General features: G+C 42.1%; 29 protein-coding genes. 27 read left to right on the top strand and 2 right to left on the bottom strand.

The window, feature by feature from the left end; genetic code table 11:
• Positions 1 to 44: 44 nt before the first annotated feature.
• The 22 genes from fliL (at position 45) to CWC04_RS15100 (ending at position 19,733) form a co-directional block, all read left to right on the top strand.
• A complete protein-coding gene (gene fliL / locus CWC04_RS15205; RefSeq protein ID WP_004588296.1) occupies positions 45 to 578 on the top strand; it encodes a flagellar basal body-associated protein FliL in 534 nt (177 codons plus the stop codon).
• Positions 579 to 587: 9 nt separating this feature from the next.
• A complete protein-coding gene (fliM, locus tag CWC04_RS15200) occupies positions 588 to 1,679 on the top strand; it encodes a flagellar motor switch protein FliM (RefSeq protein WP_138685823.1) in 1,092 nt (363 codons plus the stop codon).
• 20 nt (positions 1,680 to 1,699) lie between these two features.
• On the top strand, positions 1,700 to 2,098 hold the full coding sequence (gene fliN, locus CWC04_RS15195) for a flagellar motor switch protein FliN (protein ID WP_004588298.1): 399 nt from the start codon (positions 1,700 to 1,702) through the stop codon (positions 2,096 to 2,098).
• Complete coding sequence (gene fliO / locus CWC04_RS15190; protein WP_004588299.1) at positions 2,095 to 2,478, top strand: flagellar biosynthetic protein FliO; 384 nt, start codon at positions 2,095 to 2,097, stop codon at positions 2,476 to 2,478. The genes fliN and fliO overlap by 4 nt, the downstream gene beginning before the upstream one ends.
• Positions 2,479 to 2,482: 4 nt before the next feature.
• Positions 2,483 to 3,226 carry a flagellar type III secretion system pore protein FliP gene (gene fliP / locus CWC04_RS15185; RefSeq protein WP_004588300.1) on the top strand — a complete coding sequence of 248 codons (744 nt, stop codon included), beginning with the start codon at positions 2,483 to 2,485 and terminating at the stop codon, positions 3,224 to 3,226.
• A gap of 42 nt (positions 3,227 to 3,268) precedes the next feature.
• Positions 3,269 to 3,538, top strand: a complete 270-nt coding sequence (gene fliQ / locus CWC04_RS15180; protein WP_004588301.1) for a flagellar biosynthesis protein FliQ — start codon at positions 3,269 to 3,271, stop codon at positions 3,536 to 3,538.
• Positions 3,539 to 3,540: 2 nt separating this feature from the next.
• Entirely contained in the window at positions 3,541 to 4,320 is a 780-nt protein-coding gene (gene fliR, locus CWC04_RS15175; RefSeq protein WP_004588302.1) for a flagellar biosynthetic protein FliR, read from the top strand.
• Positions 4,321 to 4,328: 8 nt separating this feature from the next.
• Positions 4,329 to 5,462, top strand: a complete 1,134-nt coding sequence (gene flhB, locus CWC04_RS15170; protein WP_054983002.1) for a flagellar biosynthesis protein FlhB — start codon at positions 4,329 to 4,331, stop codon at positions 5,460 to 5,462.
• Between the two features lie 205 nt (positions 5,463 to 5,667).
• Positions 5,668 to 7,779 (top strand): flagellar biosynthesis protein FlhA, encoded by a 2,112-nt coding sequence (flhA, locus tag CWC04_RS15165; protein ID WP_024032312.1) that lies wholly within the window; start codon positions 5,668 to 5,670, stop codon positions 7,777 to 7,779.
• 22 nt (positions 7,780 to 7,801) lie between these two features.
• The gene (gene flhF / locus CWC04_RS15160; RefSeq protein ID WP_055253170.1) at positions 7,802 to 9,277 is read left to right on the top strand and encodes a flagellar biosynthesis GTPase FlhF; all 1,476 of its coding nucleotides are present in this window, start codon (positions 7,802 to 7,804) and stop codon (positions 9,275 to 9,277) included.
• The gene (locus CWC04_RS15155) at positions 9,270 to 10,130 is read left to right on the top strand and encodes a MinD/ParA family ATP-binding protein (RefSeq protein ID WP_054983003.1); all 861 of its coding nucleotides are present in this window, start codon (positions 9,270 to 9,272) and stop codon (positions 10,128 to 10,130) included. Before flhF ends, CWC04_RS15155 begins: the two co-directional genes overlap by 8 nt.
• A 26-nt stretch (positions 10,131 to 10,156) precedes the next feature.
• Positions 10,157 to 10,867: an RNA polymerase sigma factor FliA gene (locus CWC04_RS15150; protein ID WP_024032309.1), complete on the top strand. Its 711-nt coding sequence runs from the start codon at positions 10,157 to 10,159 to the stop codon at positions 10,865 to 10,867.
• A gap of 41 nt (positions 10,868 to 10,908) precedes the next feature.
• Complete coding sequence (gene cheY / locus CWC04_RS15145; RefSeq protein ID WP_004588308.1) at positions 10,909 to 11,292, top strand: chemotaxis response regulator CheY; 384 nt, start codon at positions 10,909 to 10,911, stop codon at positions 11,290 to 11,292.
• A 15-nt stretch (positions 11,293 to 11,307) separates the two neighbouring features.
• Entirely contained in the window at positions 11,308 to 12,075 is a 768-nt protein-coding gene (locus CWC04_RS15140) for a protein phosphatase CheZ (RefSeq protein ID WP_055015934.1), read from the top strand.
• Between the two features lie 15 nt (positions 12,076 to 12,090).
• On the top strand, positions 12,091 to 14,298 hold the full coding sequence (locus tag CWC04_RS15135; RefSeq protein ID WP_138685822.1) for a chemotaxis protein CheA: 2,208 nt from the start codon (positions 12,091 to 12,093) through the stop codon (positions 14,296 to 14,298).
• Positions 14,299 to 14,349: 51 nt separating this feature from the next.
• Positions 14,350 to 15,495, top strand: coding sequence for a protein-glutamate methylesterase/protein-glutamine glutaminase (locus CWC04_RS15130; protein ID WP_029773813.1), 1,146 nt, complete (start codon positions 14,350 to 14,352; stop codon positions 15,493 to 15,495).
• Positions 15,488 to 16,252, top strand: coding sequence for a flagellar motor protein (locus CWC04_RS15125; RefSeq protein WP_004588312.1), 765 nt, complete (start codon positions 15,488 to 15,490; stop codon positions 16,250 to 16,252). The genes CWC04_RS15130 and CWC04_RS15125 overlap by 8 nt, the downstream gene beginning before the upstream one ends.
• 5 nt (positions 16,253 to 16,257) lie before the next feature.
• Positions 16,258 to 17,223 (top strand): flagellar motor protein MotB, encoded by a 966-nt coding sequence (locus CWC04_RS15120; protein ID WP_138685821.1) that lies wholly within the window; start codon positions 16,258 to 16,260, stop codon positions 17,221 to 17,223.
• A 12-nt stretch (positions 17,224 to 17,235) separates the two neighbouring features.
• On the top strand, positions 17,236 to 18,006 hold the full coding sequence (locus CWC04_RS15115) for a ParA family protein (RefSeq protein ID WP_138685820.1): 771 nt from the start codon (positions 17,236 to 17,238) through the stop codon (positions 18,004 to 18,006).
• Positions 18,007 to 18,009: 3 nt separating this feature from the next.
• On the top strand, positions 18,010 to 18,792 hold the full coding sequence (locus CWC04_RS15110; protein WP_138685819.1) for a chemotaxis protein CheW: 783 nt from the start codon (positions 18,010 to 18,012) through the stop codon (positions 18,790 to 18,792).
• 24 nt (positions 18,793 to 18,816) lie between these two features.
• Positions 18,817 to 19,314, top strand: a complete 498-nt coding sequence (locus CWC04_RS15105) for a chemotaxis protein CheW (RefSeq protein WP_004588316.1) — start codon at positions 18,817 to 18,819, stop codon at positions 19,312 to 19,314.
• A gap of 17 nt (positions 19,315 to 19,331) precedes the next feature.
• The gene (locus tag CWC04_RS15100; protein WP_138685818.1) at positions 19,332 to 19,733 is read left to right on the top strand and encodes a DUF2802 domain-containing protein; all 402 of its coding nucleotides are present in this window, start codon (positions 19,332 to 19,334) and stop codon (positions 19,731 to 19,733) included.
• A gap of 82 nt (positions 19,734 to 19,815) precedes the next feature.
• Here the strand turns inward: CWC04_RS15100 and CWC04_RS15095 are convergent, their stop codons facing one another.
• Together CWC04_RS15095 and fliK are read right to left on the bottom strand one after the other, a co-directional pair.
• Positions 19,816 to 20,136 carry an EscU/YscU/HrcU family type III secretion system export apparatus switch protein gene (locus CWC04_RS15095; protein ID WP_138685817.1) on the bottom strand — a complete coding sequence of 107 codons (321 nt, stop codon included), beginning with the start codon at positions 20,134 to 20,136 and terminating at the stop codon, positions 19,816 to 19,818.
• Between the two features lies 1 nt (position 20,137).
• Entirely contained in the window at positions 20,138 to 22,450 is a 2,313-nt protein-coding gene (gene fliK / locus CWC04_RS15090; protein ID WP_138685816.1) for a flagellar hook-length control protein FliK, read from the bottom strand.
• A gap of 113 nt (positions 22,451 to 22,563) precedes the next feature.
• Here fliK and ccmA point away from each other — a divergent pair, with 113 nt between their 5' ends.
• From ccmA to ccmE, 5 genes are read left to right on the top strand one after another with little or no spacing between them, the layout of a single operon-like run.
• The gene (gene ccmA, locus CWC04_RS15085) at positions 22,564 to 23,184 is read left to right on the top strand and encodes a cytochrome c biogenesis heme-transporting ATPase CcmA (RefSeq protein ID WP_138685815.1); all 621 of its coding nucleotides are present in this window, start codon (positions 22,564 to 22,566) and stop codon (positions 23,182 to 23,184) included.
• A complete protein-coding gene (gene ccmB, locus CWC04_RS15080) occupies positions 23,184 to 23,870 on the top strand; it encodes a heme exporter protein CcmB (RefSeq protein ID WP_004588321.1) in 687 nt (228 codons plus the stop codon). Before ccmA ends, ccmB begins: the two co-directional genes overlap by 1 nt.
• Before the next feature lies 1 nt (position 23,871).
• Positions 23,872 to 24,609, top strand: a complete 738-nt coding sequence (locus CWC04_RS15075; RefSeq protein ID WP_004588322.1) for a heme ABC transporter permease — start codon at positions 23,872 to 23,874, stop codon at positions 24,607 to 24,609.
• A gap of 3 nt (positions 24,610 to 24,612) precedes the next feature.
• On the top strand, positions 24,613 to 24,816 hold the full coding sequence (ccmD, locus tag CWC04_RS15070) for a heme exporter protein CcmD (protein ID WP_004588323.1): 204 nt from the start codon (positions 24,613 to 24,615) through the stop codon (positions 24,814 to 24,816).
• On the top strand, positions 24,813 to 25,292 hold the full coding sequence (gene ccmE / locus CWC04_RS15065) for a cytochrome c maturation protein CcmE (protein WP_004588324.1): 480 nt from the start codon (positions 24,813 to 24,815) through the stop codon (positions 25,290 to 25,292). The genes ccmD and ccmE overlap by 4 nt, the downstream gene beginning before the upstream one ends.

The raw sequence follows: 25,292 nt of genomic DNA, 5'->3' as shown, positions 1-25,292 counted from the left end.
AATAACTAAAACAAGCAAGTACCTTTGCTAAAAAAGGAATCACAATGGCCGAAGAAACAAGTTTAGAAATAGAAGAAACCGGTAAAAGCAAAAAAAAGCTGATCATAATCATAGTGGCAGTACTGCTTGTTGTTGGCGGTGGTGCAGGCTATTTTTTTATGGCGGGCGATGATGCACCCGTTGAAACATTAGATGAAGAAACAACAACTGCAGCGCAAAGCGATTCGGCTACACCTTCAGGCTCTTCAGCCGAAATGGGCAGTGCCTTGTATGTTGCTATGCCAAGACCCTTTGTGTTTAATGTACCTGGGTCAAGCAGAGATAGAATTGTACAAATAAAAGTGCAATTACTTGTGCGTGGCGATGTAAATGAAGAAACCGCTAAAAAGCACATCCCACTGATTGAAGGCACCTTATTAAGCGTGTTTTCAACCACCACAGCTGATGAGCTCAGCACCAGTGCAGGCAAAGAAACATTACGCTTTACTGCGCTTGAAAAAGTGCAAGCGGCGCTAAATGATGTTGAAGGCACTAAAGTAATTGAGCGGGTATTGTTTACCGGCTTTGTGATGCAATAAGGGGCTAGCGTGAGCGATTTATTATCCCAAGACGAAATTGATGCACTCTTACACGGCGTTGATGAAGTCGAAGAGGAAGATATACACGAAGGTGAAGACGGCGAAGGCAGTACATTACAGTACGACTTTTCTTCGCAAGATCGGATCGTGCGTGGTCGCATGCCGACCCTGGAAATTGTTAACGAGCGGTTTGCTCGTCATATGCGAATAAGCTTATTTAACATGATGCGCCGCACCGCAGAGGTGTCGATTAATGGCGTACAAATGATTAAATTTGGCGAATACATTCATACCTTATTTGTACCAACAAGTTTAAATATGGTGCGTTTTAGACCGCTAAAAGGCACTGGCCTTATCACCATGGAAGCACGTTTAGTGTTTATTTTGGTAGATAACTTTTTTGGTGGTGACGGGCGTTACCATGCCAAAATTGAAGGCCGCGAATTTACCCCTACCGAACGTCGAATCGTGCAAATGCTACTAAAAATTATCTTTGAAGATTACAAAGAAGCATGGGCACCGGTTATGGACGTGTCGTTTGAATACCTCGATTCAGAAGTAAACCCAGCAATGGCTAACATTGTGAGCCCTACTGAGGTTGTGGTTATTAGCTCTTTTCATATTGAATTAGATGGCGGTGGTGGCGATTTTCACATCGCTTTGCCGTATTCAATGCTTGAACCCATTAGAGAGCTATTAGATGCGGGTGTACAATCGGATACAGAAGACACCGATTTGCGCTGGAGCAAAGCTTTACGCGATGAAATTATGGACGTTGAGGTGGATATGTCGACTCAACTTCTTGAGGTGGATTTGTCTCTTAAACAAATAATGGAACTTAAAGCGGGCGATATTATACCGGTAGAAATGCCAGAGCATATTACGGTATTTGTTGAGGATTTACCTACATTTAGAGCTAAAATGGGTCGTTCTCGCGATAACGTTGCGCTACAAATTAGTGAAAAAATTAAACGCCCTGATTCAGTTAAATCTGAGCTGCATGTATTTACCAAAGGCGGCAAGAAAATTGATTCAGATGCAGAATTAGCAGAACTAGAAGATGATTTACACCTTTCTGACGGTGTAGACTTAGACTGGTAATTGATTAAAAGGTTAAAAGTATGAGCGATGATCAAGACACAATGGACGAATGGGCAGCAGCCCTAGCTGAAGCCGAAGGCGGTGATGAGAGCGCCGAAGCGCATGTAGCAGAGCTTGATGAACTAAGTGATGCTAAACATGAGCTTAGCGGTGACGAAAAGCGTAAACTCGATACAATTTTAGATATTCCTGTGACTATTTCTATGGAAGTAGGGCGCTCTAAAATAAATATTCGTAACTTACTGCAGCTAAACCAAGGCTCTGTTGTTGAACTAGACCGCGTAGCCGGTGAACCACTGGATGTATTAGTAAATGGTACGCTCATTGCCCATGGCGAAGTGGTTGTAGTGAATGATAAATTTGGTATTCGTTTAACGGATGTTATTAGCCAGGTAGAGCGGATCAAAAAATTACGATGAGCTCCCTTGCTGCTTTAACAAACTCAGTATTTACAAAGGCAGAAACGTTAACACCTACGGCCGACATTTTGTCTATGGTGTTGTCGTTGGTTGCGGTGCTAGTACTGATTGTAGTGCTGGCATTTTTTGTTAAAAAACTTAATCCAAATTTAGCTAATAGCGAAGAATTTAAAGTGGTACGAAGCTTACCGCTTGGCTCACGAGAGCGCTTAATGGTGGTTGAAATAGATAATGCACAGCATTTATTAGGGGTCACCCCGCACAGTATTAACTACTTACATAAATTAGACACGCCGTTAAGTGAAAAAGAACTGCCAGAACTTGCTAAGCGATTTAGCAAACTACTAAACCCGCAAACGAATCAAAATAAAAAGAATTAACCCTATGATAAAGTGGCTGCTGATTATTTTAGCTGTGTTATTTGTACCTGCTGCAAGCAGTGCAGAGGGCATAGACGCTCTAACCATTACAACCAATGCCGACGGGACGCAAGATTACTCTGTAACCTTGCAAGTACTGGCAATTATGACGGCGCTGAGCTTTATTCCTGCCGCCATAATTATGATGACTTCGTTTACCCGTATTATTGTTGTACTGGCTATTTTGCGCCAAGCCATTGGTTTACAATCAACACCTTCAAACCAAGTTTTATTAGGGATGTCGCTTTTTTTAAGTATTTTTATTATGGCGCCTATTTATCAGCAAGTTAACGAGCGTGCGATAGAACCCTATTTAAATGAACAAGTTACTTCGGTACAAGCATTAGAACTTGCAAAGGAGCCCATGAAGGCCTTTATGCTCTCGCAGGTACGATTAAAAGACTTAGAAACGTTTGCCAAAATAGCAGGTTATGAGCAGCTTGATTCGCCAGAGGCCACACCGCTTATTGTGTTAATACCTGCATTTGTGACCAGTGAACTACAAACCGCCTTTATTATTGGTTTTATGTTTTTTATACCGTTTTTAATTGTGGATTTAGTGGTTGCCTCGGTATTAATGGCCATGGGTATGATGATGCTCTCGCCCATGATAGTGTCCTTGCCTTTTAAAATAATGTTATTTGTACTGGTCGATGGCTGGAGCCTAGTAATGGGCACGTTAGCTAAAAGCTTTGGACTAGGTACATAAACCATGTTTTACATTCGCACTTTTAAACATTAGGAGTACAACATGGAACCAGAAATTTTTGTTGATATTCTTAGCGATGCACTGTTTTTAGTTATTAAGCTGGTATCAGCTATTGTGGTACCCGGTTTACTTGTTGGTTTAGTGGTGGCGGTGTTCCAAGCGGCAACCTCAATTAATGAGCAAACCCTAAGTTTTTTACCGCGCTTATTAATTACCATTGGGGCACTTATTGTAGGTGGGCATTGGCTTACTCAAGAGCTAATGGACTTTTTTACCCGCCTGGTTTTACTCATTCCTGAAATTGCAGGCTAATTGTGGAATTTCCTTTTTCTGTTGTTATTCAATGGTTAAGTGATTTTTTACTGCCTTTAGTTCGCATCAGCTCTATGATCATGATTATGGCGGGCTTAGGCGCACAAAACGTACCTACGCGCATTAAAATGGGATTGGCGGTAGTGGTAACGTTTTTAGTGGTGCCAGCGCTGCCTCCAGCAACATTTACTAATTTATTTTCTTTTGAAATGGTGCTGGTGGTTATTCAGCAAATGTTGATAGGTGTTGCGATAGGGTTTGCCTCTACGCTAATGCTAAATACCTTTGTGCTTGCTGGGCAAATACTGGCAATGCAAACCGGTTTGGGCTTTGCCTCTGTTATAGACCCTTCAAATGGTGCGAGTGTGCCTGCAGTTGGCCAGTTTTACTTAATTTTAGCGACCTTGTTATTTTTTGTTTTTAATGGCCATTTAATGATGATTCAAATGGTGGTGCATAGTTTTTCGGTGTTGCCTATAAACGGCCAGTGGTGGGCTGTTGATCATTACTGGGACATAGTAACGTGGGGCAGCTGGATGTTTACCACTGCATTGGTATTGGCTTTAGCCCCCCTTACGGCCATGCTCATTATTAATATTTCATTTGGTATTATGACCCGCGCAGCACCGCAATTAAACATTTTCTCAATAGGTTTTCCGTTTACATTAGTTGCCGGTTTAATGATTATTTGGGCTACCTTGGGTAACTTTGTAACCCAATTTGAGTTTCAGTGGTTAAAAATGATTGAGCTAATGTGTAGCCTTGTTGGCTGTACGGTGTAGGAGGGGCAATGGCTGAAGATTCAGGACAAGAAAAAACAGAAGAACCCACCTCCAAAAAGCTCGAAGATGCTAAAAAGAAAGGTCAAATAGCACGCTCAAAAGAGCTAGGGACTATGTTTGTACTTATTTTTTCTGCAATTTCGTTGCTGTTGTATGGGCCCGAAATAGGCAAAGGCTTATACAATATTATGGGCAGGATGCTGTCTTTAAATCGCAGTGAAACCTACGACACCACTAAAATGTTTGCGGTGTGGAGTGAGGTGGCCAGTGCGTTGCTGTTTCCTATGGCGATGTTTGTTTTAATTATTGTTATTGCAGCATTTATAGGAAATACCTTACTAGGCGGCTTTAATTTTAGTTGGGAAGCCGCGGCACCTAAGCCCAGTAAAATGTCGCCAATGAAGGGCTTTAAACGTATGTTTGGCCCACAAGCAGCGATAGAGCTTGTAAAGTCTATATTAAAGTTTGCGCTGGTGGCTATTTTTGCGGTGTTTTTGATTCAAACTTTTTTTGATGAAATTTTGCATTTAAGTATTGAAAGCGCACCTAGTAATATAATACATGCCCTTGAAATACTCTCGTGGATGTTTTTAGGGTTGTCGTGCACCTTGGTGATTATTGCCGCAATAGATGCGCCTTATCAAAGTTATAACCACAACAAACAACTTAAAATGACCATGCAGGAGATCAAAGACGAGTACAAAAACTCAGAGGGTGATCCGCAAATTAAAGCGCGCATTAGGCAAACACAAAGGCAAATGTCGCAGCGAAGAATGATGCAAGATGTTCCCGATGCCGACGTAATTGTAACCAACCCTACTCACTATTCTGTGGCGCTAAAATACGATACTGAGCGAGCAGGTGCACCGATTGTACTTGCCAAAGGGATAGATGAAATGGCTATGCAAATTCGTAAAATAGCCAAAGGTAACGAAGTACCGATTGTAGAATCTCCTATGCTTACGCGGGCGCTTTATCATACTGCTGAAATAGGCCAACAGATCCCAGATCAGCTATTTACCGCTGTAGCGCAAGTTTTAGCCTATGTATTTCAGCTTAAACGGTTTAAAAAAGGCCGCGGAAAGCGCCCCATCCCTCTTAAGTCTAAACTGCCTATTCCGGATGATTTTAAATACGATTAGGGTAAGCTGAGCTAACCACACTTTACAGGGGCGCCTTGCCTAAATACCAACACGGGGCTGCAAATTCAAACCATAAAGCCCATACGCTCTTGTCTCTCACTTGCTTTAAATTTTGCATCAATACCCAATGAATCTATTGCTGACTCTATACTTGGAATAGTTATTGCAAATTCAGGCTAGTGTCAATTTATTGAATTGTAGAGTTATGGATTTTAAAGCGGTATTACAACAACTTAACAAAGATAAAAAAGAGTATGCCAAAGGTGTTGGCACACCGCTATTAGTACTTGCAGCGCTGGGTATGGTTATTTTACCGCTGCCGCCATTTCTTCTTGATATATTATTTTCATTTAATATTGCCCTTGCCTTAGTTGTTTTACTGGTGACTGTTTACACCATGAAACCCCTCGAATTTGGCATGTTTCCCGCGGTATTGTTAATCGCTACAATTATGCGTTTAGCCCTAAATGTTGCCAGTACACGCGTGGTGCTCCTTGAGGGTCACAACGGGGGCGATGCGGCTGGTAAGGTAATTGAAGCGTTTGGCTCAGTGGTTATTGGCGGAAACTACGCGGTAGGTTTAGTGGTGTTTTTAATTTTGATCATCATAAACTTTGTAGTAATAACCAAAGGTGCAGGGCGTATTTCTGAAGTATCGGCTCGTTTCACGCTAGACGCTATGCCGGGTAAGCAAATGGCGATTGATGCAGACTTAAACGCTGGCTTTATTAGTGCAGAGCAAGCACGTGAGCGCCGCAGCGAAGTAACCCGCGAAGCCGACTTTTACGGCTCTATGGATGGGGCGAGTAAGTTTGTAAAAGGCGATGCCATTGCCGGTATCGTGATATTAATTATTAATATTGTTGGCGGCTTATTTGTGGGCATGATCCAACATGACTTGAGCTTTAGCCGCGCAATGGAAGTATATACTTTGCTTACCATTGGTGACGGCCTTGTGGCGCAGCTTCCTTCATTACTGCTCTCTATTGGTACTGCTATTGTTGTTACTCGCCAAAACGAATCACATAACATGGGTGAGCAATTTAAAGCCCAATTAGGTAACGAAAAATCATTATTTATCGCCTCAGGTATTTTAATCATTATGGGGTTGGTTCCGGGTATGCCTCATATTGCTTTTTTAAGTTTAGGCGCACTACTTGGCTACTTAGCTTACTTTACTCAGCAGCAAAAATTAAAAGCCGCTGCTCTAGCAGCCCAAGAGGCTGAAAGTGGTGCCGTTGCCGGTACTGGCGTTGCAAACAAGCAAGAGCAAAAAGAGCTTGGATGGGACGATGTACAACAAATTGACGTTATTGGCTTAGAAGTTGGCTACAGGCTTATTCCGCTTGTTGACCAATCTCAAGGTGGTGAGCTGCTCAACCGAATTAAAGGGGTGCGTAAAAAGTTATCTCAGGAGCTTGGCTTTTTAGTACCGCCTGTACATATTCGCGATAACTTAGAGTTAGACCCTAATGCGTACCGTATTACCATGATGGGGGTTTCAAGTGGTGAAGGCGAACTCAAACATGGCGATGAACTGGCCATCAACCCAGGGCAAGTATTTGGCCCGATTAAAGGGGTTGAAACCAAAGACCCAGCATTTGGCCTAGATGCGGTGTGGATAAAGCCTGATCAAAAAGACGAAGCACAGTCACTAGGTTACACCGTGGTTGACTCAGCCACTGTGGTAGCCACCCATATTAGCCAGTTATTAACTAACAGTGCCGCATTATTACTAGGGCATGAGGAGGTTCAAAACCTGCTTGATATGTTAGCTAAAAGCCATCCACGTTTAGTAGAAGGGTTAGTGCCAGAAGTACTACCACTGACAACCGTTGTAAAAGTACTGCAAAATTTATTAAACGAAGGTGTGGCTATTCGTGATATGCGCTCTATTGTTCAAACCCTTGTAGAGTACGGCCCACGTAGCCAAGATGCCGATGTTTTAACAGCTGCAGTGCGTATTTCGCTGCGCCGTTTAATAGTTCAAGACGCTGTGGGAATGTCATCAGAAATCCCTGTCATAACCTTGGCGCCTGAGTTGGAACAGATGTTGCATCAGTCATTACAAAATGCAGGCGACGAAGGTGCCGGAATAGAACCAAGCCTTGCTGAGCGACTTCAAACATCATTAAACGAAGCGCATCAGAATCAAGAAATGGCCGGAGAACCTTCAATATTGCTAACGTCAGGAATGTTACGCACTGTGTTATCTCGTTTTGTTAAGTACACCATACCGGGTTTAAGGGTGATGTCTTATCAAGAGGTACCAGATGAAAGACAGATCAAGATTGTCAGCTCAGTAGGCCAACAATAAAGATTTTAACAGGGGTTGAACCATGAAGATTAAACGTTTTTTTGCCAAAGATATGCGCACCGCACTGAAAGAAGTTAAAGATGAGCTAGGTGTTGATGCCGTTATTATGTCGAACAAAAAACTCGCTAATGGTGTAGAAATTGTTGCCGCAGTAGATTACGACAAAGCAGCCCCTAAAGCCGCAGCGCAACCACAGGCAGCGCCTGCTCCGCAAAGAGCCGTGCAACAGCCTACTCATAACTTTGTAAAGCCAGAGCCTAAGCGTGCGCAACCTGAGCCACAAGCAAAAGTAGCTGATAGCTTACAAGCTTTATTAGAGCGCCAGTCGCCACGCCCTCGCTCTCCTGAGCTAGCCTCTATGTTTTCGCAATCAGGTATTGATACGTCTGAGCATTACCAAGAGCCAGCACAGCCACGTACGACAAATATGTTTGCACGCGAAAATGAAGCGCCAAAACGCATGCAAACCCAAGCAGACAGCCTAGGCTTTGATGACTTAGATCAAGACTTTGACGATTTAGATGCGCCTGTGGCTCCGCGTCCTCAAGCTAATAACAACGAAAGCGCCCAAATGAGCGCGATGCGTGATGAAATGAACGCAATTCGCCAGTTACTAGAACACCAAGTATCGGGTTTAATGCAGCAAGATATGGCACGTCGTGACCCTACACGTGCATGCATGATTGACCGTTTAGTTGGGATGGGAATAGATAAAGACGTTGCAGAGCAAATGGCGTGTTTTATCCCAGATGACGTATCGCGTCAGCAAGGTTGGAAAGCATTATTGCAAATGGTTGAAGATCAAATGCAAACCACCAATAACGAAATTCTTCGCCAAGGGGGTGTGTATGCCCTTGTTGGGCCTACTGGTGTAGGTAAAACAACCACAGTTGCTAAACTTGCCGCATTAGGCGCACAAAAGTATGGCGCCGACAAAGTTGCCCTAATCACCACTGATACATACAGAATTGGTGCGTATGAGCAGCTTGCAACGTATGGTCGTATTATTGGTTGTGGTGTTAAACAAGTAAAAGATGCCAATGAATTAGCTGAAGTTTTATATCATTTACGCAATAAGCGTCTAGTATTAATTGATACAGCGGGTATGAGCCAACGTGATTTACGCCTTACAGAGCAATTAAATACGTTAATGCGCAACCAGCGAGTGGATATACGTAGTTATTTGGTATTAAGTGCCACAGCACAAATAAATGTACTGCAAGAAACCGTAAGACATTTTAAAAAGGTTCAGCTAAGCGGTTGTATTTTCACTAAGTTAGATGAATCATTAAGTTTAGGTGAGATTATTAGTATAGCGATTCAAAATCGCCTTCCAATAGGGTATCTTACTAATGGTCAGCGTGTACCAGAAGATATTCGCGTTGCAAATGCTGAAAAACTAGTAAAAAAAGCTGAGCAATTGTATTTAAAAAGAGCAAAAGCACAACATTCAAGACACCAAGCAGTGGCGTCAAGCACAGTAGGGATGTATGATTAACACAGTATTAGATCAAGCAAGCGGCCTGCGCAAAATGAGTCAAAACAACAACAACGGCGTAAAAGTTATCGCTGTCACCGGCGGTAAAGGAGGAGTGGGTAAAACCAACGTCTCTTTAAATACTGCTATTGCTTTAGGGCAGCAGGGTAATCGTGTATTAGTATTAGATGCCGATTTAGGCCTAGCTAATTGTGATGTAATGCTAGGACTACGTGTTGAAAAAAACTTATCTCATGTCCTTTCAGGCGAGTGCGAACTTGACGAGATTTTAGTTGAAGGCCCAGGCGGTATTAAAATCGTGCCTGCTACATCAGGCTCGCAAAGTATGGTGGAGCTAACCCCATCTGAGCATGCTGGGTTAATTCGTGCCTTTAGTGAGCTTAATACCGAATTTGATATTTTAATTGTAGATACCGCCGCTGGTATTTCTGACATGGTGCTGAGTTTTTCTCGTGCAGCGCAAGATGTCATGGTGGTGGTGTGTGACGAGCCGACCTCTATTACTGATGCCTACGCGCTTATTAAAGTACTTAGCCGCGAGCATGGCGTTTATAAATTTAAAATTGTTGCAAACATGGTGCGCAGTATGCGCGAGGGCCAAGAGCTTTTTGCAAAGCTCTCTAAAGTAACAGACCGCTTTTTAGATGTGTCTATGGAGCTTGTTGCGACTATTCCATATGATGAAAATATGCGTAAATCTACGCGCAAACAAAAAGTAATTGTCGATCTTTTCCCTAATTCACCAGCAGCAGTCGCGTTTAAAACATTAGCGACAAAAGCAGTAAAATGGCCTATACCTAATCAACCTTCAGGACATTTAGAGTTTTTCATTGAGAAGCTAGTAAACGGCTGATTATGACAACATCGGTGAAAAGAGCTATGGGATATCAATCAACACAAAATTTAAATGTGATTGTTGAAAAGCACGCGTCGCTTGTCAAAAAAGTGGCGTGCCATTTAATAGCTCGTCTTCCTCCTAGCGTTCAGCTTGATGACTTAATCCAATCGGGAATGATTGGCCTTATCGAGGCCTCAAAAAACTTTGACGCCAGTAAAGGGGCAAGCTTTGAAACGTTTGCTGGTATTCGTATTCGCGGCGCTATGCTTGATGAAATGCGCAGAGGGGATTGGGCACCACGTTCGGTGCACCGCAAAAGCCGATTAGTAGCCGAAACCATCACAGAATTAGAAAATAGCTTAAATAGAGAACCAAAAGATACTGAAGTAGCTGAAAAACTTGATATTTCGCTAGAAGAATACCATCATATTTTAAATGATGTTAATTCCAGTAAAGTGCTTGGTATAGAAGACCTAGGGGTAGATGAAGATGTTATTAGCCCTGCAGGTCAAGATTTAGCGCTAGACAAACCATTTAATAATGTTAAAAATGAACGGTTTAATAATTCATTGTTAGAGGCAATAAAGTCTTTACCAGAGCGAGATGCAATGGTGCTTTCTTTGTATTACAACGATGAAATGAATTTAAAAGAAATTGGGCATATACTCGATGTAAGTGAATCGCGTGTAAGTCAGATACATGGTCAGGCGATGATTAAGCTCAAAGCAAAAATCAATGACTGGATAAACTAGTAGTAAGTAAATTATAGGTTAAGACCTCACCGGAGGATGTTTTGGATAAAAACATGAAAATTCTTGTTGTTGATGATTTCTCTACAATGAGACGTATTATAAAAAATCTGTTGCGTGACCTAGGGTTCACGAATGTTCAAGAAGCTGACGATGGTTCTACAGCATTACCTATGTTGCAAAATCAGGTTTTTGACTTTGTTGTAACCGATTGGAACATGCCAGGCATGCAGGGTATTGACTTGCTAAGAGCCATTAGAGCTGACGAAAAATTAAAACATATTCCGGTTTTAATGGTGACGGCAGAAGCTAAAAAAGAACAAATAATAGCGGCAGCGCAAGCAGGTGTTAATGGCTATATTGTTAAGCCATTTACTGCTGGTACTTTGAAAACTAAATTAGAAAAAGTGTTTGAACGCTTAGGTTAATGAGAGGAGAGGCTTATGTCAGCACCAGCTGCGCCTCAAATTACTTTAGAACAAGCTCGTCAGCTCGTCGTTTTTTTAGAAAACGGTGAGCAAGATAAAGCTGATCAATTAATTTTAGATACTGCCTCTCAAGAGCAATCGCAGCTTTTTGCTGAAGTAGGTAAGTTAACACGCCAATTACACGAAGCCCTTAAAAGCTTTGAACTTGATACGCGTTTAACCGATTTAACCACTGATGCAATACCGGATGCGAAAAAGCGCTTAAACTATGTCATGGAAATGACAGAAAATGCAGCTAATAAGACAATGGATGCGGTCGAAGCAAGCCTTCCTATTGCGCAGCAGCTAGCAGATGAAATTGCACATATTAAGCCTACTTGGGATAGGCTTATGAACCGCGAAATAGAGCTGGGCGAGTTTAAAACCTTATGCCACAGCATCGACAAGTTTATGAACAGCTCTCATCATAAAACCGATGAGTTGCAAACTTTAATGACCAATGTACTAATGGCTCAGGATTTTCAAGATTTAACCGGCCAGGTTATCCGCCGTGTAATTGAATTAGTCAGAGAAGTAGAAGAAAGTTTAATCCACCTTTTAACAGCATTTGCTGCACAAGATGACAGCATTGTTGAAAGTAAAGAACAACAAGAAACAGAAGAACTGGTTGCCGCACAAACATTAGCAGGTCCTGAAGGCCCTATTATTGATAAAGAGTCGCGAAATGATGTTGTATCTGACCAAGACGAGGTCGATGACCTATTATCAAGTTTGGGCTTCTAAGAGGAGAGTAACTGCATGAGCTTTGAAGTCGATGAAGATATTTTACAAGACTTTCTTGTAGAGGCTGGAGAAATCCTAGAGCTTTTATCTGAACAGTTAGTTGAGCTAGAAAATAACCCAGAAGATACTGAGTTACTAAATGCTATTTTTAGGGGCTTTCATACCGTAAAAGGGGGGGCAGGCTTTTTAGCTATGACTGAGCTTGTTGATGCCTGTCATGGTGCTGAAAACGTATTTGATCTCTTACGCCAAGGGGTTAGAACTGTTAATTCAGAATTAATGGATGTGATTTTACAAGCACTAGATACCATTAATGAAATGTTTGCCACTATTCAAAACCGCGAACAGCCAGACCCAGCAGACCCTCAATTATTAGAAACCCTTCACAAACTTGGTCAACCGCCTACGGATGACGAGCTTACTGAAACAGCCCCCGAAGTTGTTGAACAAGAACCCGCAGCTCCCGTTAGCGCAACAGATGATGAAGACCCATTTGCATTTGATGAACTATTTGATGTGGCAGGTTCAAGCCCTTCAGCAGATAGCACGCAAATTGATGAAATTACAGAAGATGAATTTGAAAGCTTACTCGATGAGCTACACGGCAAAGGGCAAAGCCCAGTGTCGCAACCAAGTGCAGAGCCAGATTCAAGTTCAGATATTACCGATGATGAATTTGACAGTTTATTAGATGAATTACACGGTGTAGGTAGTTTTGGTCCGGTTGCAGGAGATACTTCAAGCAGTGAGCCAGAAGTAAAACACACAGCACCACCAGCGGCTGTTACAAATGATAGCGGTGATGATGAAATCAGCGATGATGAATTTGAAGCACTGCTTGATGAATTGCATGGTAAAGGTGCCGCACCAGAATCAAAAGAAGCTGACACACCTGCACCGCAGCCACCTAAGGCTGCACCTGTAGCACAAACGCCAGCAAAACCTACGCCAGCACCTGCAGTAAAACAAGCTCCGGCGGCAAAAGCCGCTGCGCCTACACCTAAAGTGGCTGAAAAACCAGCGAGTAGCGCTGCACCTAAAAAAGCTACGCCTCCACCTGCTGAAACCACAGTACGTGTTGATACAAAGCGTTTAGATCAAATAATGAATATGGTTGGCGAGTTAGTATTAGTACGAAATAGGTTGGTCAGTTTAGCGACCAATACAGACAGTGAAGCGATGGGTAAGGCGATATCAAATCTTGATGTGGTCACTGCTGATATTCAAGGTGCAGTAATGCAAACGCGAATGCAGCCTATCAAAAAAGTGTTTGGCCGATTCCCTCGCGTAGTACGTGACTTAGCCCGTAGCTTAAATAAAGAAATTGATTTACAGCTTGTAGGTGAAGAAACCGATTTAGATAAAAACTTAGTTGAGGCACTGGCCGATCCGTTGGTGCATTTAGTACGAAACTCAGTTGACCACGGAATTGAAATGCCAGCAGCGCGTGAAGCTGCGGGTAAGCCTAGAACTGGTAACGTTACATTATCGGCTTCGCAAGAAGGCGACCATATTTTGTTAACCATTAAAGATGATGGTGCAGGTATGGATGCGGAAAAACTGAAAAAAATAGCGATCAGTAAAGGCGTTATTGATCATGATCAGGCAAGTCGCTTAACAGATACAGAAACGTATAACTTAATATTTGCACCAGGCTTTTCGACTAAAGAAGAGATATCTGATATTTCTGGCCGTGGCGTAGGCATGGATGTAGTAAAAACTAAAATTACGCAGCTTAATGGCTCTGTGAGTATACAGTCAGAGTTGGGCGTAGGGACTATTTTAGAGATAAAAGTACCATTAACACTGGCTATTTTACCTACGCTGATGGTTATTGTTGGTGAGCAAACGTTTGCGTTACCACTTGCTGGTGTGAGTGAAATATTCCACTTAGATTTAACCAAAACCAATGTGGTAGATGGTCAGCTTACAATTATTGTTCGTAAAAAAGCGATACCGCTATTTTACTTAGAGCATTGGCTAGTTAAAGGTGCTGATTGTTCTCAGCGAAAAGCGCAAGGTCATGTGGTAATTGTACAAATAGGTACTCAGCAAGTTGGCTTTGTGGTTGATTCATTAATTGGCCAAGAAGAAGTTGTTATTAAGCCTCTTGATGCGTTATTACAAGGTACGCCTGGAATGGCTGGTGCAACAATTACATCTGACGGTGGTATTGCGCTGATTCTGGATGTACCTAATATGCTTAAGCATTACGCAGGATAAAATGTAGGCATACCTGTGTATGCCTACACATAAATTTAATAAGAGAGCGCAATGGCCGTAAAAGTTTTAGTTGTTGACGATTCCAGTTTTTTTCGCCGTCGAGTAAGCGAAATTCTTGAACAAGACAGCGGTATTGAAGTAATAGGTTTTGCTGTTAACGGTAGAGAAGCCGTAGAAAAAACAGCGCAGTTACGTCCAGATATGATCACCATGGATGTAGAAATGCCTGTGCTTGATGGTATTAGCGCAGTAAAAGAAATTATGGCGAGTAACCCAACGCCAATACTTATGTTTTCTTCATTAACCCGCGACGGTGCAACCGCAACTTTAGATGCACTTGATGCCGGAGCTATGGACTTTTTACCGAAAAAGTTTGAAGACATTGCACGAAATAACGAAGATGCAATCAAGTTATTGCAAGCCAAAGTGAAGGAAATTGGTCGCAGGCGTGCACCACGCCCTGTTAGGCCATTAACATCTAGTAAGACTACTGCTCCACCTGCAAGCAAACTAGCCACAACAAGCTCTTCGCTTAAACAACCTGATAGAAGCTTTCAACGTGCTGCCCCAGTGCAGACAACAACTACACCCAGTATGCCCACGCGTGCCAGCGGTAAACACTATCAAATAGTGGCTATTGGCACTTCAACTGGCGGGCCAGTTGCTTTACAAACCATATTAACCCAATTACCTGCTAACTTTGCACACCCTATTTTGTTAATTCAGCACATGCCGGCAGCATTTACGCCTGCGTTTGCGGCACGTTTAAATAGCCTTTGCAAAATACGCGTTAAAGAAGCGCAACAAGGTGACAGGCTAGAAGCCGGCACAGCCTACTTAGCACCTGGTGGACAGCAAATGATGGTAGAGGGGCGAAGTGGTAACAAAACGCTGCGTGTATTTGAAGATAATAGTGAACGTATAAGCTACAAACCAAGCGTTGATGTTACTTTTGCAAGTGTTGCCAAAAGCTACCAAGGAGATGTACTTGCTATTGTTTTAACCGGCATGGGCGCTGATGGGCGTGATGGCGCGCGAATGCTTAAGCAATCTGGCGCAACAATTTGGGCGCAAGATGAAAAAAGCTGTGTGGTATACGGTATGCCTCAAGCCATTGCCAACGCTGGGCTTGCCTCTGAGCATTTAGCGTTAAACGACGTAGCAGCAAGAATAAAAAGAGAGACTGGTTGTGGATAAGCTCTCTGTTTTAGGGTTAATCATTGCGCTGGGCGCTATAGCGATTGGTTACTCTTTAGAGGGTGGCGTTGTCACGGCGTTATTTAATGGCCCTGCACTTATTATTGTACTTGGCGGCACCTTAGGGGCTGTTATGTTGCAAACGGCGACAAGCACCTTTAAAAAAACGCTAAGCATGAGCCATTGGGTGTTTTTTTCACCCCAGTACAATATTGAGCAAGCCATAGAGCAAATTAAAACGTGGTCGCATAAAGCTCGCCAGGAAGGGTACTTAGCGCTTGAAAAAGAGGCACTTAGTCACCCAGATCCTTATGCAGCAAAAGGGCTTAGCTTACTAGTAGATGGGTGTTCGGAGCAAAAGCTACGCGACACCTTAGAAATAGATTTAATGCTTGAACGAGACCGCTTACTTGAAGCAAGTAGAGTGTACGAAGCCATGGGCGGATATAGCCCAACTATAGGTATTTTAGGGGCTGTACTTGGTCTTATTCAAGCAATGTCATTTATTACCGACCCTCAAAAGCTAGGAGCAGGGGTCGCCACCGCATTTATTGCAACAATATATGGGGTGGGTTTAGCTAACTTATTATTTTTACCTATGGCCAATAAGCTTAAGCAGCGAGTAGAGCAAAAAATGCTTTACCATGAAATGATGGCCGAAGGGGTGATTGCTATAAGCCTTGGCGAAAGTCCTATAAACATAGAATTAAAGCTTGAAGCTTATCGCACAGAGCGCCCTAATGTCGTGGTAGAGTAACTTTTATGTTACGCCGGCGCTTACGTCAATCAGCTGAAAAAAATCAACATACAGAACGTTGGTTAGTCTCTTATGCTGATTACATGACCATTATGTTTGCCTTTTTTGTGGTTATGTATGCCATTGCCATAAATAAAGAAGAAAGTTTTCAAATCCTCTCAGACTCCCTAGAACAGGTTTTTGACAAATCAGCAAGGCAGCAATCGCAACAAGGTGAGGGCGTGACAGGCGAAGGGCTACTTACTGACCGTGTTACCCCTGAGCAAGAGATATTGTACGGTGAGAGCATTCAAAAACAGGAGTCTGGCCCAGAGCTGTTAGATGGGCATAGTGATACCAGCAATATAAAACAAAAACATTTAGGTAAACCACTCGATAGTTTGTTAACTAAATTACATTCAGCACTTATTGATGAAATTCGTGATGGAGAAGCCAGTTTAGAGCTCAATCAAGATTGGCTTATTATTGAGCTAAGTTCAGGAATGCTGTTCTCAAGTGGTAGCTCTGTGGCCCATGCGCGAGCTAAGCAAGTCGTAAAAATTGTAAAAGATATTATTGCCCCAGTAGATAACTACATAAGGGTAAGAGGTTACACAGATAACGAAAGTATTCGCAATGAAATGTTTCGCTCTAACTGGGAGTTGTCAGTTGCACGTGCGACCTCTATTTTAGTTGAATTAGAAACGTTAGGAATTAACCCAGCTAGAATGGCAATCGAGGGGTATGGGCAATACTCACCTTTTGCCGAAAACGACACCGCAGCGGGTCGAGCAGAGAATCGTAAAGTTGTTATTGCGCTTTCTAAGTATGGCTTAGTACAAAAAACCACCGAAAATGAAGCTGAGCCTGATGAGCAAGTGCAACAAGCTGCGCCTGAGCCAGAGGTGGAACTTCCCTCTGATGATAACTCTATTAAAATAATTCGTTTACCTCATGGTGGCATCAGAATCACCACGCGCAATGAACAGTAATTAGGACTTAATGTGAAGATTTGGACAGTAGCAAATCAAAAGGGCGGTGTAGGTAAAACCACAACGGCTGTCAGTCTTGCTGGTATTTTGGCCTTGCAAGGTAAACGCGTATTACTCATTGATACCGACCCTCACGCCTCACTAACGTACTATTTTGGTATTGATTCTGAAGATTTAGAAGTCAGTGTGTACGATATTTTTGCCCGCGGCACCTCAATGCAAAGTGAAGAAATACTTCAAGCATTGTGCCCCTCTACCATGGAAAACCTGGATATATTGCCCGCGACGATGGCTATAGCAACCCTCGATAGAAGCATGGGCAATAAAACGGGAATGGGCTTAATTTTAAAAAAAACACTTGCAAAAATTAGTGAACATTACGATTATGCGCTGCTTGATTGCCCGCCCGTTTTAGGTGTTTTAATGGTGAACGCATTAGCCGCCAGCGAACGTATTTTAGTGCCTGTGCAAACGGAGTTTTTGGCGCTCAAAGGGCTTGATAGAATGATGCGCACTATGGAATTAATGCAAAGCTCTCAAGCGAAACGGTACCAATATACTATAATCCCTACTATGTATGATAAGCGCACAAAAGCGTCGCTTGAAGCCTACAAAACGTTACAAAATACATATAAAGATAAAGTATGGCCAGGGGTGATCCCCGTTGATACAAAGTTTAGAGATGCAAGCCTTGCACAAAAGGTACCCATAGAGTTTTGCCCACGTTCGCGTGGGGTTTACGCTTATAAAGCGTTATTAGATTATTTAATTGGACAAGGTTAATGAATGAGTAAGCAATTATTTGCTAATGAAAAAGTAATGACTCAATACTTAGGGGCGCTATTATGCGAAGACGAACCTGAGGAAAACCTTGAGCCTGTAGCAAAGCTACTTGAGCAAGTACCTAGTGCCTTACAAAACGACGAAGTACTTTTAAAGCCCAAAGCGCAATTAAAAGTAACCGAGCAGCTTTATTCTTTGCAAGTAAAAGAGAGTAATAGCGAGGCTGACGCCACTATTTCGCCACCTGCACCTATTGAGCCTGAGCCAGTAGAGACACCTGAGGTGCAAACCCAGTTAAGTACAGAACCTGCTCCTTTATTACATAGCCAAGAAGATTACTTTGAAGGTGAATTTCAGGCTCTGTTTTTTGAAGTGGCTGGTTTAACATTGGCTGTTCCTTTGAAAGCGCTTGGAGGAATTCATCAATTAGGTGAAGTAAATCATTTATTTGGTAAGCCAAAGTGGTTTAAAGGCGTTATGCTTAATAGAGATGAAAAGCTAAACGTAGTTGATACTGCCCGTTGGGTAATGCCTGAAAAGTACGATGAAAAGTTAGAGGCGTCTCTTAATTATCAGTATTTAATAACCCTAGGCGATAGCAACTGGGGTTTATTGGCCGAAAAGTTAATAAATAACATTACATTGAGTAAAGAAGATGTAAAATGGCGAAAAAACAGTGGCAAACGCCCTTGGCTTGCCGGTGTTATTAAAGAAAAAATGTGTGCTTTAATAGATGTAGATAATTTAAATGCACTATTAGAAAAAGGCTTAGATAGCCGTCAGTAGTAACGACCATTACGGGGTAACAGCATGAGCGAAGATAGACTATTATCAGCGAATAAAAACGCAGATAACAACGATGAAATTTTACAGTGGGTAACGTTTAAGCTTGAAGAAGAAACGTATGGCGTAAACGTAATGCAGGTGCAAGAAATTTTACGTTATACCGAAATTGCCCCAGTACCTGGAGCACCTTCATACGTTATTGGCATTATAAATTTACGTGGTAACGTAGTCACTGTTATTGATACTCGTGCACGCTTTGGTTTGCCTGCTGCAGATGCAACTGATAACTCTCGCATTTTAATTATTGAAGCAGAAGAGCAAGTAATTGGTATTTTAGCTGATAGTGTTTCTGAAGTTGTGTATTTACGCAGCTCTGAAATAGACAGCGCCCCAAATGTTGGTACCGAAGAAAGCGCTAAGTTTATCCAAGGTGTATGTAACCGCGATAACGAATTACTTATTTTAGTCGATTTAAATAAATTACTTAGCGATGATGAATGGGATGAGTTAAGCGATATTTAAGCTTTACCACTAAAATTATGTTGTTACTCAGTATCGCAATAACAGCGCTAGGGATAGGTTTAATATCGCTGGCGCTAATTGTTGCATTAAAAAATAAACAGTCGGCGGAGCTTAATGCGGTATCACAGCAATTAAAAGATACCTCAGAGCAAACACATATATTACGCAGTGAAGTGTCTGAGCTCAGAACAGGGCTTTTAAGTATTGGTAAGCGCGTACTTGAAGTTGAGCAACAAAATCAAGAGTTGATGCAACAACAAGCTGCCCAAAAATATGATGACCCAGACGCAAAAATATATTCTCGTGCTGTTAAAATGGTTGAGCTTGGCGCAGATTTAGATGAGGTGATACGCGAGTGTGAGCTTCCTAGGGCTGAAGCTGAACTATTATTTTCGTTACATAAACAAAAAGACGCCTAGCGTCTTTTTTGCTTTTAACTACACGTAATACCAATGTGCAGTAATACTTAATAAAGGGGGTAGGTATAATTCATCCACCTAGTTAGGCCTTTACATTTAGCTTACCTTGAAAGTCTTGCCAGCCAGGTGGGAACTGCCCACGAAGCACGTACGAAAAAGCAATCAATTCAGCAATAACATAATAAAGCTCTTTAGGTATTTCCTCTCCCAATTCTAAGTGTGAGAGTGTTTTAGCAAGTGCTTCATCTTGGTGGATCATAATGCCTTTTTGTTTCGCTGCTGCGATTATTTCATCGGCCAACTCGCCAAACCCTCTTACACTTACCGCGGGGGTGCTTCCTGCTTCATACAACAGGCCAATCGCGGATTTATTATTTGCTGCTAAATTAGAGGTGTCAGTCATGTTAAACCTTAATATTTATAATGGCATGCGATTGATAAAACGCTTGATGACTAGCATCTCCGCGTTTTAAATTTAGCTCGCCTACTTGCAAACCATGCTGAGCTAATTTAGCCCTGAGGCTATCTAAATGAGGGTGTGCAATTGCACTTACTTCTTGGCTAGAGGCAAGCAGCTGGCAATCGAGTGCTTTGTCCATAAGCTCAGCCACTACTTGTAATTGCCCTTGCTGTGCATAATCAAAATTTAATCTAACAAACCACACGTTTTTTTCGGTTTTATCTACACTGGCTTTTTTATATTGCCCTAAGGTTATCTCTGTTTGTCCCGCTTCAGGCGGAAGTTTCATCGGAAATAAAAACTGTGCTAACGGGTTTGTGTCGCTTTGTTGGTTTGGCGTAGTTACTTGTACTTGGCTAAGGGTATTTTTAACTTGTAGCAGCTCTGGGGCAAGCTCTTGTATTTGTGTTTGTTGAAGTTGCTCTAATAGTTTATCCGCGCCATTACCTACTTTAAAAGTAGGTAAAAGCACATTAAGTAGGGCATCCACGCCTGTGTGGTTATTAAAGGTTAGCGAAGTACTTGATTGGCTTATTATTGGCGCCGCTAAAATAGTAACCGCAAGTTGCTCAAGCCCTTTTGTAAAGCTACTTTGTAGTGTGTCGTTTGGCGTAGTAAGCGGTTGTAAGGTACTTAAAAGCTCTCGTTGTATGGTGGCTGGGTGCACATTAGTACTGGAGACCATTCTATTAAAAGCTTGATTTACTAAACGCGTAAGATCAGGTGTATTTTGTGTCGCTTTACTTGCTATGTCAGTAATTTGGCTACTCAACAATGTTTTAGGGTTGGAAGCACTATTTGGGCGCTCACTCTCTGTTGGCAAATTTAAAAGCGAGGTTAAAAGTTTAGCCTCTGTTGGTTGTAACTGCTGACTTACAGCTGTGTTAAAAAGTGAGTGAGACAAACTGGGTTGATTGGGAGTATTTACCTGTGAAGTTGTGGCATGTAATGTTTTTAAACTCAGCGGCGCAGAAGAGTTGCCTTGCGTACTTACATTTGTTGGTTGGGCGCTCACTGCTTGGGGCTGAGCTGTGTTGTTTGCTGATTGCCATAACGACACACTCGCCTTTAATTGCTGGGTTATTTGCACTAAAGGAGGCAGCTGCGCAAAGTGTTTAGCTAAAGGGCTGTTAGGGGTAAAAGAATGATTAGCCACTTCTGCGGTTATATTTAGCTTGCTTAAATTAGGGTTTGTTAGCGTGTTTATTGGTGTCGGCGTTTTATTTACATCAAGCTTAGCTTGTTGAGCCTGCAAAGGTGGCATTTTACTCGCAAAGGGTTTGTTTTCAAAGTATTTAACGGCATCGTTAATTCGCGTTTTTAAATCACTAAAGCTACTTTGTAACCATGACTTTATAGGGCTTTGTGCACTTAACTGCGGGCTTGTTTTATCAGCGGGGGGTCTGGCTGCATTTTGCTGCTGTGATAAAACCAAGTCGGTAAAGGGTTTACTAAATGAGTTATTAAGTGCGACCTGCATTTTAGGTAAGTTAGTTTTAATGAGCAGCTTATCTGCTTGATTGGTAATATTGACTGCCACGGGCTTGCTAGGCAATTCACTAAGCTGTTTATTGGTTATCGGGGTTGTGAACGAGCCGCTATGCTGAGGGTGCGAAATAATAGCTAATTTAGGCGTTGCTTGTAGTTGCGCGCTGGGCAGTAAGTTAGTTAATAGCTGCGAAATTTTATGCTGGCTGAGAGTTTGAGTATGGACGGTGTCAGCAAAGCGGTTAATAACATTTATTTGTGCGCCTTTATTGGTTGTATTAATAAGTACCTGTAATGGCTGCTCGGTATTTAACAGCTGTGCGGTTTCTTTGTTAATTGCAATACTGGCATTAAGGTTAGGTATCATAAGCTGCGGTGACGGCGAAAGCTGTACATTGACTGGCAAAGGTTTACTTTGTATTTCACTACCGGTACTAACATAATTTAAAAAACGCTGCAGTTGTGATGCGTTGCTAAGTGTAATATTGGTATTGTTAGGAGTAATATTTAGCTGCTTTCCATCAGCGCTGAGCTGTATGTTAGCACTTGCTATTTTGTCTGTATTTTGAGGGGCATGCGTTATGCCTAAGCGTAGTGTTTGCCAGTGTTTATCAATTAAAACATCGAGTGTAATTGAGCCTTTTGAAAACTGAATATTTTTAGCCGCAAGTACCTGCTCGGGTAATTGTACTAATTCGTCCGAAGTGCTCGGGGCGCTTTGGTTATTAACCAATGAATTAGATAATGTGATTTGCGTTGGATTATTCATTATTTTAAATCAAGTTTTCGCTAATTTTCGTGAATCGATTTTAAAGCAATATTCGTATTACCCTATCATTATGGTAGACTAACGCCTAATTTTTGGCATAGAGAAACGTCATCTTGTTACACATTAAGTCCGTCACCTGCATCAAGCAAGAACGTTGTTTGTTTGCGGATCTTAATTTTAGCCTAAATAGCGGTCAAATCATGCAATTAGCGGGTCCTAACGGGGCTGGCAAAACATCATTATTGCGTATTGTCGCAGGCTTTAGTGTGCCTGATGAAGGCGCTATTTTTTATAACCAGCAAGCTATTGCCAAGCATTATGAAGAGTACGCCACAGACCTGCTATTTATAGGCCATAAAACCGGTGTCAATGTGCAGCTCAGCGCACTGGAAAACGTACGCCATTGGTTACACATTAACGGCTATACAAATGAGCCCGACTTATATCCAATTTTAGCTAAGCTTGGCTTAGTGGGCCTTGAAGATGTGCCGGTAAGAATGCTCTCTGCAGGGCAGCAGCGTCGTGTCGCTTTAGTGCGATTATGGTTAAGCGATGCAAAACTATGGGTGCTTGATGAACCCTTTACTGCACTTGATAAAAATGGCGTTGCTTTTTTACAACAACGTTTTTCTGAGCACTTAAAAAGTGGTGGCGCTATTTTACTAACAACCCATCAAGATTTAACAACACAGTTTGAAAACCTACAAACGGTGTCCTTGGAGTATCGTTACTGATGACTCGTCAACATTCATATTGGCTGCTGTTTAGTGCGGTATTTAGTAAAGATGTAAAGCTTGCGTTTCGCCAGCGTGCTGAAATTATCAATCCTATCTTGTTTTTTCTCATTGTTATTTCTTTATTTCCGTTAGCAATTGGCCCAGAGCCCGGTCTATTAAATAGAATGGCGCCAGGTATTATTTGGGTAGCAGCTTTGCTCTCTACCATGCTTGGACTCGATAAATTATTCAGAGACGACTATAACGATGGCTCGTTGGAGCAGTTAATTGCTTCATCGTACCCGCTATCACTCACCGTGTTGGCTAAAGTTGCGGCGCATTGGGTTGTTACCGGTTTACCATTAGTATTAATGACACCGTTATTTGCTTTATTGCTTAATTTAGAGAGCTCTGCGCTGTTAGCGACCGTATTAACATTATTATTAGGCACGCCATTATTAAGCTTTATTGGTGCAATTGGGGCTGGCCTTACTGTGGGATTACAAAAAGGCGGCATTTTAATGAGCTTATTAGTGTTGCCTTTGTATATTCCTGTTTTAATTTTTGCAACGTCAGCCATTGATACCAGTACTATGTCGCTGGATTATAGCGGGCAGCTTGCCATTCTTGGGGCCATGTTAGTAGTTGCTATTATGTGCGCACCCATCGCCATATCGTCAGCATTAAAAGTGAGTGTAAGTTAATATGTGGAAGTGGTTACATCCCTACGCAAAAGCAGAGCGCGCATATCAATTATGTAATACGTTACTGCCTTATTTTGCCGTTGTTACGGTTATAAGTATGCTTGTTGGTTGGATTTGGGGCTTAGGTTTTGCACCGGCTGATTATCAACAAAAAGACAGCTACCGTATTATTTTCATTCATGTTCCATCGGCTATTTTGTCTATGGGCGCATACTCTTCTATGGCTATAGCAGCTATTGTCGCTTTAGTGTGGCAATTACGTAACGCTGAACTTGCTGTAATTGCTATTGCTCCGGTGGGAGCATGTGTTACAGCTATTGCCTTAATTACCGGCGCTGCATGGGGTAAACCTATGTGGGGTGCTTGGTGGGTATGGGATGCACGTTTAACCTCTGAACTTATTTTATTGTTTTTATACTTAGGCGTGTTGTCGCTTTACCATGCCTTTGAAGATAAAAAATCAGCAGGGCGCGCAGCGTCTATTTTAGCCATTGTAGGGGTAATTAATTTACCTGTTATTCACTACTCCGTAGAGTGGTGGAACACCCTACACCAAGGCGCAACAATCACAAAGCTTGATACAAAAGCCATTGACCCAAGTATGTTTTGGCCGCTTATGGTAAATATTTTAGCGTTTGCAGCGTTTGTGGGCACTGTAACGTTAATTCGCCTTAAAAATGAAATATTACAACGTGAAAAGCATCGACCTTGGGTTCGAGCCTTGTTAAGTAAGGGGTAAATTATGCAGTTTGACTCTTTTTCTGATTTTATTGCAATGGGAGGCTACGGGTTTTACGTGTGGCTTTCATTTGGTACATGCGCCTTAATTTTGTTGGGCATTTTATTTAGCTCTTTACGTGATACAAAACGTATTATGGCCTCAGTAGAGCAGCAAGTTGCGCGTGAAGCGCGAATTAAAAAAGCGAAGCAGGAACAAATCTCATGAACCCAAGACGTAAAAAACGCCTATTGGTAATTATTGCAGTACTGTTTGGTATTGGTGCCTCTGTAGGCCTAGTGCTTTATGCACTACAAGAAAACATAAACTTATTTTATACACCAAGCGAGCTAATAGACGGCAAAGGCCCAGATAAAGAAAAACCGCAAATAGGGCAAAAGTTGCGTATTGGCGGTATGGTTGTGCCGGGTTCTGTCATTCGTAATGAACAAAGTTTACAAGTCAGCTTTAAACTGATTGATACCGGGCCATTAGTAACAATTAAATACCAAGGCATTTTGCCTGACTTATTTCGCGAAGGCCAAGGTATTGTAGCGCAAGGTGTGCTTGTAGAACCAAACGTGATTGAAGCTTTTGAAGTACTGGCTAAGCATGATGAAGAATACATGCCAGCAGAAGTTGCAGAAGCCGTAAAAGGAATTAAACACGAAAAACCAAAATACAACCTAGATAGCGGTAGCTAA

The organism is Pseudoalteromonas sp. S2893, from assembly GCF_005887105.1.
In the GTDB taxonomy this organism is placed as follows: domain Bacteria; phylum Pseudomonadota; class Gammaproteobacteria; order Enterobacterales; family Alteromonadaceae; genus Pseudoalteromonas; species Pseudoalteromonas atlantica.
The sequence above is the reverse complement of the archived record's forward strand: the minus strand, read 5'-3'. Positions and strand labels throughout refer to the sequence as shown.

Coding starts and splice junctions, on each gene's coding strand:
- fliK (WP_138685816.1), bottom strand. CDS start 22,450: ATGAATAATCCAACGCAAATCACATTATCTAATTCATTGGTTAATAAC.
- CWC04_RS15135 (WP_138685822.1), top strand. CDS start 12,091: ATGAGCTTTGAAGTCGATGAAGATATTTTACAAGACTTTCTTGTAGAG.
- ccmE (WP_004588324.1), top strand. CDS start 24,813: ATGAACCCAAGACGTAAAAAACGCCTATTGGTAATTATTGCAGTACTG.
- CWC04_RS15130 (WP_029773813.1), top strand. CDS start 14,350: ATGGCCGTAAAAGTTTTAGTTGTTGACGATTCCAGTTTTTTTCGCCGT.
- CWC04_RS15120 (WP_138685821.1), top strand. CDS start 16,258: ATGTTACGCCGGCGCTTACGTCAATCAGCTGAAAAAAATCAACATACA.
- flhF (WP_055253170.1), top strand. CDS start 7,802: ATGAAGATTAAACGTTTTTTTGCCAAAGATATGCGCACCGCACTGAAA.
- CWC04_RS15110 (WP_138685819.1), top strand. CDS start 18,010: ATGAGTAAGCAATTATTTGCTAATGAAAAAGTAATGACTCAATACTTA.
- flhA (WP_024032312.1), top strand. CDS start 5,668: ATGGATTTTAAAGCGGTATTACAACAACTTAACAAAGATAAAAAAGAG.
- CWC04_RS15140 (WP_055015934.1), top strand. CDS start 11,308: ATGTCAGCACCAGCTGCGCCTCAAATTACTTTAGAACAAGCTCGTCAG.
- CWC04_RS15155 (WP_054983003.1), top strand. CDS start 9,270: ATGATTAACACAGTATTAGATCAAGCAAGCGGCCTGCGCAAAATGAGT.
- CWC04_RS15095 (WP_138685817.1), bottom strand. CDS start 20,136: ATGACTGACACCTCTAATTTAGCAGCAAATAATAAATCCGCGATTGGC.
- fliP (WP_004588300.1), top strand. CDS start 2,483: ATGATAAAGTGGCTGCTGATTATTTTAGCTGTGTTATTTGTACCTGCT.
- CWC04_RS15075 (WP_004588322.1), top strand. CDS start 23,872: ATGTGGAAGTGGTTACATCCCTACGCAAAAGCAGAGCGCGCATATCAA.
- ccmB (WP_004588321.1), top strand. CDS start 23,184: ATGACTCGTCAACATTCATATTGGCTGCTGTTTAGTGCGGTATTTAGT.
- ccmD (WP_004588323.1), top strand. CDS start 24,613: ATGCAGTTTGACTCTTTTTCTGATTTTATTGCAATGGGAGGCTACGGG.
- fliN (WP_004588298.1), top strand. CDS start 1,700: ATGAGCGATGATCAAGACACAATGGACGAATGGGCAGCAGCCCTAGCT.
- fliO (WP_004588299.1), top strand. CDS start 2,095: ATGAGCTCCCTTGCTGCTTTAACAAACTCAGTATTTACAAAGGCAGAA.
- fliQ (WP_004588301.1), top strand. CDS start 3,269: ATGGAACCAGAAATTTTTGTTGATATTCTTAGCGATGCACTGTTTTTA.
- flhB (WP_054983002.1), top strand. CDS start 4,329: ATGGCTGAAGATTCAGGACAAGAAAAAACAGAAGAACCCACCTCCAAA.
- fliL (WP_004588296.1), top strand. CDS start 45: ATGGCCGAAGAAACAAGTTTAGAAATAGAAGAAACCGGTAAAAGCAAA.
- CWC04_RS15105 (WP_004588316.1), top strand. CDS start 18,817: ATGAGCGAAGATAGACTATTATCAGCGAATAAAAACGCAGATAACAAC.
- CWC04_RS15100 (WP_138685818.1), top strand. CDS start 19,332: ATGTTGTTACTCAGTATCGCAATAACAGCGCTAGGGATAGGTTTAATA.
- CWC04_RS15150 (WP_024032309.1), top strand. CDS start 10,157: ATGGGATATCAATCAACACAAAATTTAAATGTGATTGTTGAAAAGCAC.